The organism is Streptomyces sp. NPDC007875, assembly GCF_042868035.1.
Taxonomy (GTDB): domain Bacteria; phylum Actinomycetota; class Actinomycetes; order Streptomycetales; family Streptomycetaceae; genus Streptomyces; species Streptomyces antimycoticus.
Genome location: NZ_JBIADZ010000002.1, coordinates 562,165 through 577,983 on the forward strand (window position 1 = coordinate 562,165; position 15,819 = coordinate 577,983).

Annotated in this window: 9 protein-coding genes and 2 pseudogenes; 6 read left to right on the forward strand and 5 right to left on the reverse strand. The window is 69.7% G+C overall.

Annotation, left to right across the window (positions count from 1 at the left end; genetic code table 11):
- The first annotated feature begins 5 nt into the window (after positions 1-5).
- Together ACFYOY_RS06335 and ACFYOY_RS06340 are read left to right on the forward strand one after the other, a co-directional pair.
- Entirely contained in the window at positions 6-578 is a 573-nt protein-coding gene (locus tag ACFYOY_RS06335; protein ID WP_351883282.1) for a hypothetical protein, read from the forward strand.
- Between the two features lie 606 nt (positions 579-1,184).
- A pseudogene (locus ACFYOY_RS06340) lies at positions 1,185-1,734 on the forward strand (NUDIX hydrolase).
- Here the strand turns inward: ACFYOY_RS06340 and ACFYOY_RS06345 are convergent.
- From ACFYOY_RS06345 to ACFYOY_RS06360, 4 genes and pseudogenes are all read right to left on the reverse strand, one after another.
- Positions 1,715-2,063: pseudogene (locus ACFYOY_RS06345) on the reverse strand (hypothetical protein); the annotation flags it as partial. The pseudogenes ACFYOY_RS06340 and ACFYOY_RS06345 overlap by 20 nt on opposite strands.
- Positions 2,064-2,153: 90 nt before the next feature.
- Positions 2,154-2,774 (reverse strand): recombinase family protein, encoded by a 621-nt coding sequence (locus ACFYOY_RS06350; RefSeq protein ID WP_388585150.1) that lies wholly within the window; start codon positions 2,772-2,774, stop codon positions 2,154-2,156.
- A 254-nt stretch (positions 2,775-3,028) separates the two neighbouring features.
- A complete protein-coding gene (locus tag ACFYOY_RS06355; protein WP_388585152.1) occupies positions 3,029-3,982 on the reverse strand; it encodes a Yip1 family protein in 954 nt (317 codons plus the stop codon).
- A 186-nt stretch (positions 3,983-4,168) separates the two neighbouring features.
- Entirely contained in the window at positions 4,169-5,752 is a 1,584-nt protein-coding gene (locus ACFYOY_RS06360) for a VCBS repeat-containing protein (protein ID WP_351883276.1), read from the reverse strand.
- Between the two features lie 459 nt (positions 5,753-6,211).
- Here ACFYOY_RS06360 and ACFYOY_RS06365 point away from each other — a divergent pair, with 459 nt between their 5' ends.
- The gene (locus ACFYOY_RS06365; RefSeq protein WP_351883274.1) at positions 6,212-9,259 is read left to right on the forward strand and encodes a SpoIIE family protein phosphatase; all 3,048 of its coding nucleotides are present in this window, start codon (positions 6,212-6,214) and stop codon (positions 9,257-9,259) included.
- A gap of 232 nt (positions 9,260-9,491) precedes the next feature.
- On the opposite strand, the gene ACFYOY_RS06370 is transcribed toward ACFYOY_RS06365, so the two are convergent.
- On the reverse strand, positions 9,492-11,780 hold the full coding sequence (locus ACFYOY_RS06370; RefSeq protein WP_388585156.1) for a (Fe-S)-binding protein: 2,289 nt from the start codon (positions 11,778-11,780) through the stop codon (positions 9,492-9,494).
- Positions 11,781-12,050: 270 nt separating this feature from the next.
- On the opposite strand from ACFYOY_RS06370, the gene dnaK reads away from it, so the two are divergent.
- Genes dnaK through dnaJ form a run of 3 tightly spaced genes read left to right on the forward strand, consistent with a single transcriptional unit; the run spans position 12,051 to position 15,814 of the window.
- On the forward strand, positions 12,051-13,922 hold the full coding sequence (dnaK, locus tag ACFYOY_RS06375) for a molecular chaperone DnaK (RefSeq protein WP_137966706.1): 1,872 nt from the start codon (positions 12,051-12,053) through the stop codon (positions 13,920-13,922).
- Positions 13,919-14,578, forward strand: a complete 660-nt coding sequence (gene grpE, locus ACFYOY_RS06380; RefSeq protein ID WP_388585159.1) for a nucleotide exchange factor GrpE — start codon at positions 13,919-13,921, stop codon at positions 14,576-14,578. The genes dnaK and grpE overlap by 4 nt, the downstream gene beginning before the upstream one ends.
- 45 nt (positions 14,579-14,623) lie before the next feature.
- Positions 14,624-15,814 (forward strand): molecular chaperone DnaJ, encoded by a 1,191-nt coding sequence (gene dnaJ / locus ACFYOY_RS06385; protein WP_161560571.1) that lies wholly within the window; start codon positions 14,624-14,626, stop codon positions 15,812-15,814.
- Positions 15,815-15,819: the final 5 nt, after the last annotated feature.

Genomic DNA, 15,819 nt, shown 5'->3' on the forward strand with positions numbered 1-15,819 from the left:
GAAACATGCCGATACAAGCGAGCGCGCTCGTGCGCGGCAGCTCGGTGCTGGTCACCGCCGCGGCGACCGTCGCCATGCTGGCCACCCCTGCCGAAACCACCGAAGCCGAGGCCCACGACGGGCGGCCAAGCGACGGGCGGGGGGCCGAGACCAGGCAGATCGCGTCCTCGGTCCTGGACGCGGATGGGAACGTCAAGTTCACCCTGACCGCGATCCGGTCCACCGTCGACCCACTGAGGGCCTCCGTCCGCCTGAAGGCCTTCGCCCGGCAGCACGGCCGGTTCGTGCCGTCGGACGAGATACGGGTCGGTGCGGTGGACAGCTGGTTCTGGTTCCCCGTCACCGGGCGGGGCGCGATCTGCGAGTTCTCGACGGCGAGCACCAACCCCGCACCCGTCACCGCGAGCCTGCTGATCACCCCGGCGATCGGCTGTTCCCCGCCTGAGCGCTTCGAGCTGCGGGACGGGAAGTTCAAGGCCGACGGCCACAGCGCGCGGGCCCCGCACGGCGGAGTGAGCACCGGCGGTGGCGGCATGGCCGGACGGACCGCCACCCAGGGAGCGCCAGCCGGCGCGTAGGGCGTTGCACCCCGCACGGCCTGCCGGTCGCCTTCGCCCAGCGGAGGCACGACCCGTTGAACCGAGCTCCCGTTCGGTAGCTTCGCCACCGAGCCGCGGACGACGGCAGTGATCTTGTCTTCATCACGAAGAACGGAACGCCGAACGAGGTGGATGTCGTCGCATACGCCAGAGGCCCCTTCCGATTGGAAGGGGCCTCTGTACTGGTGCGCGCTCACAGGATTCGAACCTGCAACCTCTTGATCCGTAGGTTCGGGCAGGGGCCTGTCGCAGGTCTCGACGGCCGTCTCACGTGGCGTTCGTCGCGAGCTGTCGGCCGGGGGCGTGCGCCGTCGTTGCTGTCACGGTTGCTGTCACAGCGCCCAAGGTGGTGCGTTGCCATAACGGCTTTCGAGAGGACTGTAGCCAGGACGGCGCTGACAGCACTGACCTGTGTGTACGACCCATCCCGATGCCCGCTGCGACCTTTGTGGTCCACCAGGGGTCCACAGCGTCGCTCCACAACGTCTTTAACTGCGCACACGGAGAGGGGCCCCGGCCACCATCTCGTCAGTCTGACGTGAAACCGGCCTCCACCTCTGAGTCCGTCTGAGAACCTGGAGACCGATCGAGAGGGGCCGCAGGCAGTGGAAGACCCACGGTGAGCGACAGATCTACACGAACAAGTGGGTGAATCTGTGTCTGGTCGACGTCCAGCAGCCTGACGGGCGCAGGTGGGAGTACCACGTCGTCCGCCTCCGGCACCTGGCCGTGGCCGCCGTGGTCAATGAGCGCCAAGAGGTCCTGATGATGTGGCGGCACCGCCTTATCACGGATTCATGGGCATGGGAACCGCCCATGGGCCTGGTCGAGGAGGGCGAGTCCCCCAGAGGAGGCGGCGGCCCGCGAAGTGCTGGAGGAGACGGGCTGGCGCCCTGGCCCCGTCAAGCCCCTGATCTACGCCGAGCCAGCCAACGGAATCACCGACTCGCAACACCACGTCTTTCGCATGGATGACGCGACTTACGCCGGGCCGCCCACGGAGAAGAACGAGTCCGACCGCATGGAGTGGATCCCTCTCTCGGAGGTGCGGGGCATGATCGACCGCCGCGAGATCGTGAGCAGTGGATCACTCGTTGGCCTGCTCTACCTGCTCGTGGACGAAGCGATCCGCTGACCGATGGGAGGAGCTCCCGTAGCCGCGCCTCGAAGGCCAGGGCTGCGGGCTCCTGCCTGTGCGGAGCCCAACTGTTCGTAGAACTCCCTCGGATGGCCCGAAACGCGCCCGGAGGCCACCGCCGAAGCGGGCTCCAGAGCTTGCGTGGCGGTGTGGCATGCCTGATCAAGTTTGCCCTGGTCCAGCTGCGTACGAGCCAGCCAGAACGCGTGAAACGCACGGCCGCGTTGGTTGGTGCGGTCCTCCCGCCGCAAGGCATCCGCGATCAATGGTTCAGCAGTCACTGCTTCGCCCAGTCGGCCATGGGCAATCCCTGTGTCCACAATGAGCGAGGTGCCTCAAGACTCGGAGGCCGGCCGCCACCAGCGGCCGAGCCTCGGCCCTCCCTGCGGGGTCACCGCGGATTCCAGCTATGCCGGTCAGTTGGGCGCGTAGCCATGGCCGTGCTGTCGCGTTGGCGTGTGCGCTCGTCTGGTGGGAAGTGGCTCGGGGCGGCGGCTGAGGTTCCTGGCTGTATCTGGCGGTGTGCTGGTCGGGAGTGCGCGCTGAGTGGCACGGGGGCGCCGCTGAGCGGGGCGGTAGACAGGAGCGGGCGGTGGCCACGGGCCGCCTTGATCCGCCGCGATGTGTCGTGTGACGACTTGTTGGCGAATGCCACCATGACGCGCGCCATGGTCCGGGCCGTCCGCCGTGCCGAGGTTCACGTCATTGGTGACGGTCGCGAACTCCAGTCGCGGGCGCTCGTCGAAGATCTCGATCAGTCGTTCAAGGTCTCGGGGCTGGCGCGCTAGCCGGTCGAGGTCATACGCCACGACGCCATCGATCAGTCCGGCGCGGAGATCCTTGAGCATGAGCTCGAACTCGTCGCGCACGACGTTGCGTTTGAACGCGGATACGTCGTTGTCCTCGTAGATCTTCACAGGCTGCCATGTGCGGAGATCCGCCAGCCGCTCGCAGTCGGTACGCTGGCGAGCCACGCCGGGCGCATCGCCCTCGTCGTCTCGTGAGATGCGGGTGTGGATCCCCACCTTCCGCGCCACGAATGCACGCTCCCCCTGCTCTGACCTGCTTCGATGGTGCAAGAAGAGATTACTGCCATTATTCAGTTCACTTGCCCTGGAGCGTCGAACCGCCCGTCGTGCGGCGGGAGGGGCAAGTACGGGACGCCTGACGGGGGCGGGGAGTCTTAGCAGGGTGCGACGCCTTACGGGTGCCAAGCCCGTGAGGTGACCGGTGAGATGAGGAAGGGGCCCGCGGTGCGGGCCCCTTGGTCGTGCGGAATGCGGTGGCTGCCTTACAGCGTGCCCAGCTTCAGCAGGCTCAGCAGGGCGATCAGCTGGAGTGCCGACGCGCCCAGCGCCTTCTGCCACGGCAGGTCGTGCGACTTGCTCACCATCGTGGTGAAGAGCGCGCCCGCCGCCAGCCAGGTCAGCCAGCCCACCACCTTCACCAGCGAGCTGTCACCGCCCAGGAAGAGCGCGAACACCAGCCGCGGCGCGTCCGTGATCGACATGATCAGCATCGACAGGCCGATGGTCGGTGCCCAGGTGCCGTCGCCGCCCAACTGGCGGGCGAGGGTGTGGGTGACGGCGCCCAGGATCAGTGCGCTGATCACCATGGCGACGCCCGCGGTGAGCACCCACGGGATGCTGTTGGCCATAGGGGCGTTGAGGACGTCCTCACGGGCGTCGTCGAAGCCGAAGACCGCCAGCAGACCGTAGATGAAGGTCACGATCAGCGCCGGGCCCCACACCGCGTAGTCCCGCATCTGCCAGAAGGTGGCCGACGGGCGCAGCACGATGCCGCTCAGCAGCTGCTGCCAGTGCAGCCGGGGGCCGGCGGGCGGGGCGGTGGAGGAGCCGGCGCGGTACGTCTGCCCGCCGTAGCCGTCGTCGTACGAACCGGGGGCCTGGCCGTACGGGTCGTACGCGTCGGGCGCCTCGCCGATGCTGAACTGCTGTGTATGGCCCGCGTTGTTGTCGGCGTAGCCGCCGCCCTGTCCGTACGGTCTCTGCCCCTGGCCATGGCCTCCGGGGCCAGGGCCAGGGCCGTGCCCGGGGCCGTAGTGCGGGTCCTGGCCGCCGAAGTACTCCGGCTCTCCCTGTGAGGAGGGCTGCTGCCACTGCGGCGGCTGCTGACCGCCGTACGGCTCCTGCTGTCCGTACGGCGACTGCGGCGGCCGCTGCTGCTGCCCTTGTTGCGCGGAGTGGGAGTCCCGTCCGCGTCCGATCCTGAATCCAGCCACCATTCGAACGTACCCGGTCGTAGCGGGCCGGGTGCGGGAGCTGTGTGGCGGACCAGGCTTTGCGGCCGAGCTGTGACATCCCTTAGGGGGTCCCTTATGGGTTTTCCCCCGGTGGTTCCTGAGGGTATCTGGTGCACCCGCCCGGCGTTCCGCAGGCGTTCGCCCGCCCTCGCTCCCCGGCCCCCCGCCCTAGTCCGCGTCCGCCGCGAACGGCTTGCTGCTGAAGGCCGTCTTGTCCGCCGTGCCGTCCGTGATCCACCACCACTCGGGACGTTCGCCGTATCGCGAGAAAGCCAGACCGGGGCCCCATGCCAGGACGACCTCGTCCTTACCGTCGTGATCGAAGTCCGCGACGTCGTAGAGCCGGGCCGCGCGCTCGCCCTTACGGATCGTCTTGCCGTCCACGACGGAAGGCGCCGCGCGGGTCAGGAGGTCGCGCCCGGCGACGCGGGTCGTGGCGGAGTGGGAGGCCCGGCGCAGGGCGAGCAGCTCGACGCCACCCCGGCCGAGGGAAACGGCCAGCTCATCGGTGTCGTCACCGTCGGTGTCGGCGGCGGCCAGCTTGCCCGACATCCCGGGCACCTTGAGAGGGCGTGGTTCAAGGGGGCGCGGATCGGCACGCCCCGGCCGCGCCGCCCGCTTGTAGTAGACGCTCACCGTCTTGCCGATGTCCGGCCGCTCCGTCTCGCCGCCCGGCTCGTCATTACGGGTGCCGCTGTCGCCGACCGCGACATCGCGGCGGCCGTCGCCGTCGAAGTCGCCGAACGTGATCGCGTTGCCCTCGCGCAGCCTGCGGCCCTCGGTGCCCAGGCCGTGGGAGCCGGCGGCGAGGAGGGTGGAACCGGACTGGTCGTTGCCGTTGACCGCGTGCACCACCAGATCGGTGGCGCGGTGGCCCTCGGCGGCGTGGGTGTCGGTGCCGTCCGCGGCGTCGGTGTCGGCGATGGTGTCGGCGATGAGATCGCCGATCTCGCCGTGGCCGTCCAGCGGGCTCGCGTACGGAACCGTCCGGGCGGCCTTGCCCGCCCGGTTGAACGGCCCGTACAGCACCAGCAGCGAGTGGCGGTCCTCGCGGATCAGGGCCAGGTCGTGGTGGCCGTCGCCGTTGAAGTCGCCGACGGTCGGCCGCTGGGCGTCCACGCCGTCGTCCGGGCCGGTCAGCTGGACGCGGGCGGCGGAGCGGGTCTTCTGGGGGCCGCCGGGGCCGCCCCAGGAGATGTAGGGGACGGTCCGGACGGTGGCCTGGGTGCGCTCGGTCTCGCGTTCGCCGAGGGCCTCGCCCGCCGTGGTGGTGACGTCGGCGTAGCCGTCGCCGTCGAGGTCGGCCGTGGCCACCTCGGTCGCGCCCGCGACGGTGACGTCCTGGGACGGCAGGCCGAGGTCGCGGTGGCGGAGCACGGTGCGGGTGGCGGGATTCAGGCCGTGGGACGAGCCGTGGACGAAGGCGATCCGGCTGGGCAGCCCCCCTTTGCCGGACGGTACGGGGAGCCGCAGATCGGGATAGCCGTCGCCGTTGACGTCATCCGGCAGCCGGCTGCCCTTGCCGCGGGGGACGGGCGCGGTGGCGGTGGGGGTGATGACGGACCCGCCGGCGGAGGAGGAGCTGTCGCGCCCGCCCTGTGCGCCGCCGTCCTCGGGGCCGCAGGCGGCGAGCAGCAGTGCCAGGCAGGCCGTACCTGCGGCGATGGAGGCGGTGGGGACGCGGAGGAGGGAGCGGCGTCGGGGGCCCGGGACGCGGCCGGGTGGTGCGGTGGGGGGAGGTGCGGGCGTCATCGGGCCACCTCAACCCATCAGGGCGGCTGAGGCCATGGGGCGCGGCACTTCGTTACGAGGGTGATGCCTGGCGTTTCGTCCATGTCCGCTCGATGGTTGTGCGGAAGGACGCGGGACCGATCAGTCCGCTTTGCTGTAAAGATGACCTTTGGGGCACAAGGTCTGTCCAGGACATTTACCTATGCGCCGTCGGGCATGATCCTGTAGGGAATTCGTAACGTCGTTGTGAGAAGGGATACTTCACGGCCAGTATCGGTAGTCGGTCGACGCGGAACTTCAACGCGGAAAAGCGGGGGCAGTCATGTGCTTAACGCACGGTGTGCGGGTGACGGGTGAAGCGGCGAGACCGGCGAAAGCGGGCTCGGGCGGGGTGTAGTCGCGATGTCGGACGGGAGCGCTCGGCGCCCAGCGGCGGATGCCGCTCGCCCGCCGCTGAGCGAGGGTGCTAGAAATAACGACATGGCCGGACTTTTCGGTCGACCACGGGTTCCGCTGGCCCGCACGATGAACGACTGGCGCCCACGCGGTCGGCGTGAGGGGCCCCGCTCGGCGTGGGAACGACGTGGGCGGCGCGTTCAGCAGGACCAGCAGGATCAGCGCGGTCAATCCGATCCGCAGGGCTCGCCGGATCCCCATGACCACTGGGATCCGCAGGGCCGGCAGGACGTGTACGCCCAGCGGGGCCCGCAGGAGCGGCCGCCGGTGCGCACCGGCCGGACCGGCCACGGATCCGGTCCCGGCTCCGGCCACGGCCGCGGCTATGGGCGGCCCCGCCGGAACCCGGTGCGCGGCGTGCGCACCGTGGCCGGCCAGGTCTTCGTCCTGCAGGTGGGGGTCGTGCTGCTGCTGGTCGTCGCGGCCGTGGTGGCGCTCGTCCTGCAGTCCCGCTACGACAGCGAGCGGGAGGCCCGTAACCGCTCCATGGCCGTCGCCGAGAGCTTCGCGAGCGCGCCCGGGATGGTGAGCGCGATCCGCGGCCCCGATCCGAGCGCCGCGCTGCAGCCGCTCGCCGAGCGGGCCCGTAAGGGCTCCCGGGTCGACTTCGTCGTCGTCATGACGCCCCAGGGGATCCGCTACACCCACCCCAACCCCGCCCGGATCGGCAAGCACTTCATGGGCAGCATCCGCCCGGCGGCGGAGGGCCGGACGGTCCAGGAGACCTTCACCGGCACGCTCGGCCTGTCCGTGCGGTCCGTGGTGCCCGTCAAGGACAGCCACGGGAAGGTCGTCGGCCTGGTCGCGGCCGGTATCACGATCAAGAAGGTGAGCGGTGCGGCCGACCATCAGCTGCCGCTGCTGTTCGGCGCGGCCGCGGCCGCGATGGCGCTCGCCACGGCGGGCACGGCCCTGGTCAGCAGGCGGCTGCGGCGCCAGACCCACGGGCTGGACCCGGCCGAGATGACGCGGATGTACGAGCACCATGACGCGGTGCTGCACTCGGTGCGCGAGGGCGTGCTGATCGTCGGCGGCGACCGGCGGCTGGTGCTCGCCAACGACGAGGCGCGGCGGCTCTTCGATCTCCCGCCGGACGCCGAGGGCCGGCTGGTGTCCGAGCTCGGCTTCGATCCGCACACCGCCGCGCTGCTGGTGTCCGGGCGCCCCGCCACCGACGAGGTCCATACGGCCGGTGAGCGGCTGCTGTCCGTCAGCCACCGCCCCACCGACCGCGACGGCGGCCCGCCCGGCAGCGTCGCCACCCTGCGTGACACCACGGAGCTGCGCGCGCTGTCCGGCAAGGTCGACCTCGCGCGCAACCGGCTCAAGCTGCTGTACGACGCGGGCGTCTCCATCGGCACCACGCTGGACGTGGTGCGCACCGCCCAGGAGTTGGCGGAGTACGCGGTGGCCCGGTTCGCCGACTACGTCTCGGTGGACCTCGCGGACTCGGTGCTGCGCGGCGAGGAGCCCCCGGACGGAGCGGCGGGCACCGGCGCCCCGGACGCGGGCCCGTGGGGGGCCGTGGCGGTCGCCGACGGCGGCCGTACGGTCCTGCGCCGTACGGCCCTCAGCGGCATCCGCGACGACGGCCCGCTCTACCCCCTCGGCATGCTGATCGATTTCGGCCCGAGCGCGCCCCAGGCCCGCGGTTTCCGCAGCGGAACGGTGACGGTCGAGCCGGTCCTGAGCGACTTCGCCGGCTGGCAGGACCAGGACCCCGAGCACGCCCGGCGGATCGTCGACTACGGCATCCACTCGATGATCACGGTCCCGCTGCGGGCCCGGGGCGTCGTCCTGGGCGTGGCCAGTTTCATGCGCGCGGAGAAGCCGGAGCCGTTCGAGGAGGACGACATCTCTCTCGCCGAGGAGCTGGTCACCCGGGCCGCCGTCAGCATCGACAACGCCCGCCGCTACACCCGCGAGCACACCATGGCGGTGACCCTCCAGCGCAGCCTGCTGCCCCGGATGCTGCCGGAGCAGAACGCGCTGGATGTGGCATACCGCTATCTGCCGGCCGAGTCGGGGGTCGGGGGCGACTGGTTCGACGTCATTCCGTTGCCCGGAGCGCGGGTGGCGTTGGTGGTGGGCGATGTCGTCGGGCATGGCCTGCATGCGGCGGCGACGATGGGTCGGCTGCGGACGGCGGTGCACAACTTCTCCACGCTGGATCTCCCGCCCGATGAGATCCTGTCCCACCTCGACGATCTGATCGCCCGGATCGACCAGGACGAGGGCCCTGGTGGGCTGGACGGTGACGGTGGTGGGAGCGAGGGGATCACCGGGGCGACGTGCCTGTACGCGATCTACGATCCGGTGACGCGGCGGTGCACGATGGCGCGGGCCGGTCATCCGCCGCCCGCGCTGGTGCGTCCGGACGGCTCGGTGGAGTTCCTCGACCTGCCGGCCGGGCCGCCGCTGGGCCTGGGCGGGCTGCCGTTCGAGACGTCGGAGCTGGACCTGCCCGAGGGCAGCCATCTGGTGCTCTACACGGACGGGCTGATCGAGAAGCGCGACCGGGACATTGACACCGGCCTGGAGATGCTGCGCGATGCCCTGTCCCACCCCGGCCGGACGCCCGAGGACGCCTGTACGGTCGTGCTGGACGCGCTGCTGCCCGACCGCCCGAGCGATGACATCGCGCTGATCGTGGCCCGTACGAGGGTGCTGGAGCCCGGTCTGACCGCTGACTGGGAGGTGGCCTCCGACCCGTCGCAGGTGGCCGCGGTGCGGGCCGCGGTGGCCCGGAAGCTGGCGGAGTGGGATCTGGGCGATGTCGCGTTCACGACCGAGCTCATCCTCAGCGAGCTGATCACCAACGCGATCCGCTATGCGACCGGCCCGATCCGGGTGCGGCTGCTCTGCGACCGCAGCCTGATCTGCGAGGTCTTCGACACCAGCAGCACCTCCCCGCATCTGCGGTACGCGGGGACGACGGACGAGGGCGGCCGGGGGCTCTTCCTGGTCTCGCAGTTCGCCGACCGCTGGGGCACCCGCTACACCTCGGACGGCAAGGTCATCTGGACCGAGCAGGCGCTGCCACTGTCGAAGAGCGGCAAGCCGCGGTCGTAAGGGCTCTGGGGCTCTAGGGCTCCAGAGCTCGCATGAAAGCCGTAAGGCGCTCACGACGTTCACGAGAAAGCCCGCAAGGCGCTCACGGCGCTCACGAAAGCCCGTAAGGCGCGCACGAGAGCCGTAGGCGCTCGCGAAGGCCGTGAGCGACGCGGCCGCCTTACGGCTCCCAGCACGGCGAGAAGCCCGCCCACGGACCCCGTGGGCGGGCTTCAGCGCATCCGTTGCGGCGTTACTTGGCCGGGGCCGGCTCCGGCTCCTCGGCGTTCTTGCCGCCGTCCTCCGGCGCGGCCGGGGTCCTCACCGAGTCGAGGAGCAGCTGCGCCACGTCCACGACCTGCAGCTCTTCCTTGGCCTTCCCGTCGTTCTTCTTGCCGTTGACGGAGTCGGTCAGCATCACCAGGCAGAACGGGCAGGCGGTGGAGACGATGTCCGGGTTGAGGGACAGCGCCTCGTCCACGCGCTCGTTGTTGATGCGCTTGCCGATCCGCTCCTCCATCCACATCCGGGCGCCGCCCGCGCCACAGCAGAAGCCGCGCTCCTTGTGGCGGTGCATCTCCTCGTTCCGCAGCCCCGGCACCTTGGCGATGATCTCGCGCGGCGGGGTGTAGACCTTGTTGTGGCGGCCCAGGTAGCAGGGGTCGTGGTAGGTGATCAGACCCTCGACAGGGGTGACCGGGATCAGCTTGCCCTCGTCGATGAGGTGCTGCAGCAGCTGGGTGTGGTGGATGACCTCGAACTCGCCGCCCAGCTGCGGGTACTCGTTCGCGATGGTGTTGAAGCAGTGCGGGCAGGTCGCGACGATCTTCTTCTTGGCCTTCTCGACGGTGACGCCTTCCTCGGCGTCCTCCCCGAAGGCCATGTTCAGCATCTCGACGTTCTGCTGGCCGAGCTGCTGGAAGAGGAACTCGTTGCCCAGGCGGCGGGCGGAGTCACCGGTGCACGCCTCGTCGCCGCCCATGATCGCGAACTTGACGCCCGCGATGTGCAGCAGCTCCGCGAAGGCCTTGGTGGTCTTCTTCGCCCGGTCCTCCAGGGCGCCCGCGCAGCCGACCCAGTACAGGTAGTCGACCTCGGTGAGGTCCTCGATGTCCTTGCCGACGACCGGCACCTCGAAGTCGACTTCCTTGGTCCACGCGAGGCGCTGCTTCTTGGCCAGCCCCCAGGGGTTGCCCTTCTTCTCCAGGTTCTTGAGCATCGTGCCCGCCTCCGACGGGAACGAGGACTCGATCATCACCTGGTAGCGGCGCATGTCCACGATGTGGTCGACGTGCTCGATGTCCACCGGGCACTGCTCGACGCACGCACCGCAGGTGGTGCAGGACCACAGCACGTCCGGGTCGATGACGCCGCCCGCGGCGAAGCCGCTGTCAGACGCTGCTTCCAGCGTGCCGATCAGGGGGCGCTCGGCCTCCGCCAGCGCGGACGCGGGCACGTCGGCAAGCTGCGCCTCGCTCGCCTTCTCCTCGCCCTCCATCGTTTTGCCGCCACCGGCGAGCAGATACGGCGCCTTGGCGTGCGAATGGTCGCGCAGCGCCATGATCAGCAGCTTGGGCGACAGCGGCTTGCCGGTGTTCCAGGCGGGGCACTGCGACTGGCAGCGGCCGCATTCGGTGCAGGTGGAGAAGTCGAGGATGCCCTTCCAGGAGAAGTGCTCGATCTGCGAGACGCCGAACTGGGCGTCCTCGTCCGGGTCCTCGAAGTCGATCGGCTTGCCGTCGCTCACCATCGGCTGCAGCGCGCCGAGGGCCACGTCGCCGTCCGCGTTGCGCTTGAACCAGATGTTGGGGAAGGCGAGGAAGCGGTGCCAGGCGATGCTCATGTCGAGGTTGGTGCTGACCGTGATCATCCAGATCATGGTCGTACCGAGCTTGATCATCGCGAACAGGTAGGTCAGGTTCTGCACCGTGTCCACGCTGAGCCCGTCGAAGAGCTGGACCAGCGGATACGAGGCGAAGTACGCGGGCTCGTACGTGTCGACGTGGTGCAGTGCGCCCTCGGTGCCGCGCAGCGCCATGATCGCGACGCCGATGATGAGGATGACGTACTCGACGAAGTACGCCTGCCAGGCGGTGGAGCCCGCGAACCGCGACTTGCGGCCGGCCCGGCTGGGCAGGTTGAGCAGCCGGATCGCCATCAGCGTCAGGATGCCCAGGGTGGTCATCGTGCCGATGAACTCGATGTACAGCTCGTAGGGGAGGAAGCCGCCGAGGATCGGCAGGGTCCAGTCCGCCTGGAAGAGCTGGCCGTAGGCGTTGATGATGGTCGGCGGCAGGGTCAGGAAGCCGATCGCCACGAACCAGTGGGCGACGCCGATCACGCCCCACTTGTTCATGCGGGTGTGCGCGAGGAACTCCCGGGCCAGGGTGACGCTGCGCTGGTAGGGGTTGTCGGTCCTGGCCCCCGCTGGGACCGGCGCGCCGAGCTTGAAGAAGCGCACGAACTGCGCGACGGCCCGGCCGAGCAGGGCAACGCCGACCGCGGTGAGGACCAGCGACACGATGATCGCGGCGAGTTGCATATGGGGCTCCTCGAACCTGCGAGCTGAATTACTAAGCAGTAACTTAATGTGGCTTGACCGAGATTACCCGCCCGGGCGGGGGCGCATGTAGTCGACGAGCCGGTGATCTGTGTCGCTCACTTGGCCCCTCCTCCACCTCTTCCACGCTTGGTTGGGCATAAGCCTCATATAAAACTTGAGCCCTGGCGACTCAGGTCTGTTGACAGCGGCGATCGGGCTGATGCACGCTTGAGCCTGTTCCACTCAATGCTGTAGCTGGAGGATCCCGAAATGGCACGTGCGGTCGGCATCGACCTGGGTACGACGAACTCCGTCGTCAGTGTTCTCGAGGGCGGTGAGCCCACCGTCATCACCAACGCCGAGGGCGCCAGGACCACGCCGTCCGTTGTGGCGTTCGCGAAGAACGGCGAGGTCCTGGTCGGCGAGGTGGCCAAGCGCCAGGCGGTGACCAACGTGGACCGCACCGTCCGCTCGGTCAAGCGCCACATGGGCACCGACTGGAAGATCAACCTCGACGGCAAGGACTTCAACCCGCAGCAGATGAGCGCCTTCATCCTGCAGAAGCTGAAGCGGGATGCGGAGTCGTACCTCGGCGAGAAGGTCACGGACGCGGTCATCACCGTCCCGGCGTACTTCAACGACGCCGAGCGCCAGGCGACCAAGGAAGCCGGTGAGATCGCGGGCCTCAACGTCCTGCGTATCGTCAACGAGCCTACCGCCGCCGCGCTCGCCTACGGGCTGGAGAAGGACGACCAGACCATCCTGGTCTTCGACCTCGGTGGCGGCACCTTCGACGTCTCGCTGCTGGAGATCGGCGACGGCGTGGTGGAGGTCAAGGCCACCAACGGTGACAACCACCTCGGTGGTGACGACTGGGACCAGCGCGTCGTCGACTACCTGGTCAAGCAGTTCAACAATGGCCACGGCGTCGACCTGTCCAAGGACAAGATGGCCTTGCAGCGCCTCCGCGAGGCCGCTGAGAAGGCGAAGATCGAGCTCTCCAGCTCGTCCGAGACCACCATCAACCTGCCCTACATCACGGCGTCCGCCGAGGGCCCGCTGCACCTGGACGAGAAGCTCACCCGTGCCCAGTTCCAGCAGCTCACCTCCGACCTGCTGGAGCGCTGCAAGACCCCGTTCCACAACGTCATCAAGGACGCGGGCATCTCGCTGTCCGAGATCGACCACGTGGTCCTGGTCGGTGGCTCGACCCGCATGCCCGCCGTCGCCGAGCTCGTCAAGGAGCTGACCGGCGGCAAGGAGGCCAACAAGGGCGTCAACCCGGACGAGGTCGTCGCCATCGGCGCCTCGCTCCAGGCCGGTGTCCTCAAGGGCGAGGTCAAGGACGTCCTGCTGCTCGACGTCACCCCGCTGTCCCTCGGTATCGAGACCAAGGGCGGCATCATGACCAAGCTGATCGAGCGCAACACGACCATTCCGACGAAGCGCTCGGAGATCTTCACCACGGCCGAGGACAACCAGCCGTCCGTGCAGATCCAGGTCTACCAGGGCGAGCGCGAGATCGCGGCGTACAACAAGAAGCTCGGGATGTTCGAGCTGACCGGCCTTCCGCCGGCCCCGCGCGGCGTGCCGCAGATCGAGGTCACCTTCGACATCGACGCCAACGGCATCATGCACGTCGGCGCGAAGGACCTCGGCACCGGCAAGGAGCAGAAGATGACCGTCACCGGTGGCTCCGCGCTGCCGAAGGACGACATCGACCGCATGATGCGCGAGGCCGAGCAGTACGCGGAGGAGGACCACAAGCGCCGCGAGGCCGCCGAGACCCGCAACCAGGCCGAGCAGCTGGTCTACCAGACGGACAAGTTCCTCAAGGACAACGAGGACAAGGTCCCGGGCGAGGTCAAGACCGAGGTCGAGGAGGCCCTCACCGAGCTGAAGGAGAAGCTCAAGGGCGAGGACACCGCCGAGATCCGCACCGCGACCGAGAAGGTCGCCGCGGTCAGCCAGAAGCTGGGCCAGGCCATGTACGCCAACACCCAGGCGGACGGCGCGGACGCGGCCGGTGCCGCCGCCGGTGACGCCGGCGCCGCGGGCCAGGCCAAGGCCGATGACGATGTGGTGGACGCCGAGATCGTCGACGACGACAAGGCCGACAAGGGCCAGGGTGGTGCCGCGTGACGGAGGAGACCCCGGGCTTCGAGGAGCAGCCCGACGTCCCCTCCGAGGCCGCGCAGACCCCCGACGACGCGGCGAAGGGCGCCGGGTCCGCCGACAAGGCGGGCTCGGCAGCCCCGGCCGGGGACCTCGAGCAGGTAGCCCTTCAGGCACAGCTGGACCAGGTGCGTACCGCCCTCAGCGAGCGGACGGCCGACCTCCAGCGGCTCCAGGCGGAGTACCAGAACTATCGGCGCAGGGTCGAGCGGGACCGGGTGACGGTCAAGGAGATCGCCGTGGCGAGCCTCCTGTCCGAGCTGCTGCCCGTGCTCGACGACATCGGCCGCGCCCGGGAGCACGGCGAGCTCGTCGGCGGCTTCAAGTCGGTCGGCGAATCGGTGGAGACGGTGTCGGCGAAGCTGGGTCTGCAGCAGTTCGGCAAGGAGGGCGAGCCCTTCGACCCGCTGGTGCACGAGGCCCTGATGCATTCGTACGCGCCGGATGTCACCGAGACCACGTGCGTGCAGATTCTGCAGCCGGGGTATCGAATCGGCGAGCGCACGATCCGCCCGGCGCGGGTCGCGGTCGCCGAGCCCCAGCCGGGAGCCACCCCCGCCAAGGGCGGCGAAGGCGAGGCCGCGGCGCCGGACGAGGAGAGCGGTGGCCCGGAAGAGGGCTGACGTGACGGTGATCGCGGTAGCGGCAGGAGAGGAGGGACGTCGAGGATGAGCACCAAGGACTTCGTGGAGAAGGACTACTACAAAGTCCTCGGCGTCCCCAAGGACGCGACCGAGGCGGAGATCAAGAAGGCGTACCGGAAGCTCGCCCGCGAGTACCACCCGGACGCCAACAAGGGCGATGCCAAGGCGGAGGACCGCTTCAAGGAGATCTCCGAGGCCAATGACATCCTCGGCGACCCCAAGCGGCGCAAGGAGTACGACGAGGCCCGCTCGCTCTTCGGGAACGGCGGATTCCGCCCCGGTCCTGGCGGTCCGGGCGGCACCGGAAGCTTCAACTTCGACCTGGGCGACCTCTTCGGCGGCGCCCAGGGCGGCGGCGGTGCCGGCGGCGGTGGCGCCGGCGGCTTCGGCGGCGGGCTCGGGGATGTCTTCGGCGGGCTGTTCGGCCGCGGCGGCGCCACCCGCGCCCAGCCGCGCCGGGGCCAGGACATCGAGTCCGAGGTGACGCTCAGCTTCACCGAGGCCGTCGAGGGGGCCACGGTCCCGCTGCGGATGTCCAGCCAGGCCCCGTGCAAGGCGTGCTCGGGCACCGGCGACCGGGACGGCACCCCGCGGGTCTGCCCGACCTGTGTCGGCACCGGCCAGGTCAGCCGGGGCGGCGGGGGCGGCTTCTCGCTCACCGACCCGTGCGTGGAGTGCCGCGGCCGTGGCCTGATCGCTCAGAACCCGTGCGAGACCTGCAAGGGCAGCGGACGGGCCCGTTCCGCCCGCACCATGCAGGTCCGGATCCCGGCCGGCGTCAGCGACAGCCAGCGGATCCGGCTGCGCGGCAAGGGCGCCCCGGGCGAGACCGGCGGCCCGGCCGGCGATCTGTATGTGGTCGTGCACGTGGACGCGCATCCCGTCTTCGGCCGTAAGGGCGACAACCTGACCGTCACCGTGCCCGTCACCCTGCCGGAGGCGGCGCTCGGCGGCGAGATCAAGGTCCCGACCCTGGGCGGCCCGCCGGTCACCCTGAAGCTGCCGCCCGGCACGCCCAACGGACGGACGATGCGCGCCCGTGGCAAGGGTGCGGTCCGTAAGGACGGCACGCGCGGAGATTTGCTGGTCACCGTCGAGGTCACGGTGCCGCAGGAGCTGAGCGACACGGCGCGCGACGCGCTGGAGTCGTATCGCGAGGCGACCGTGGGAGAGGACCCACGGGCGGAGCTGTTCAAGGCCGCGAAGGGAGCGTGACCCCA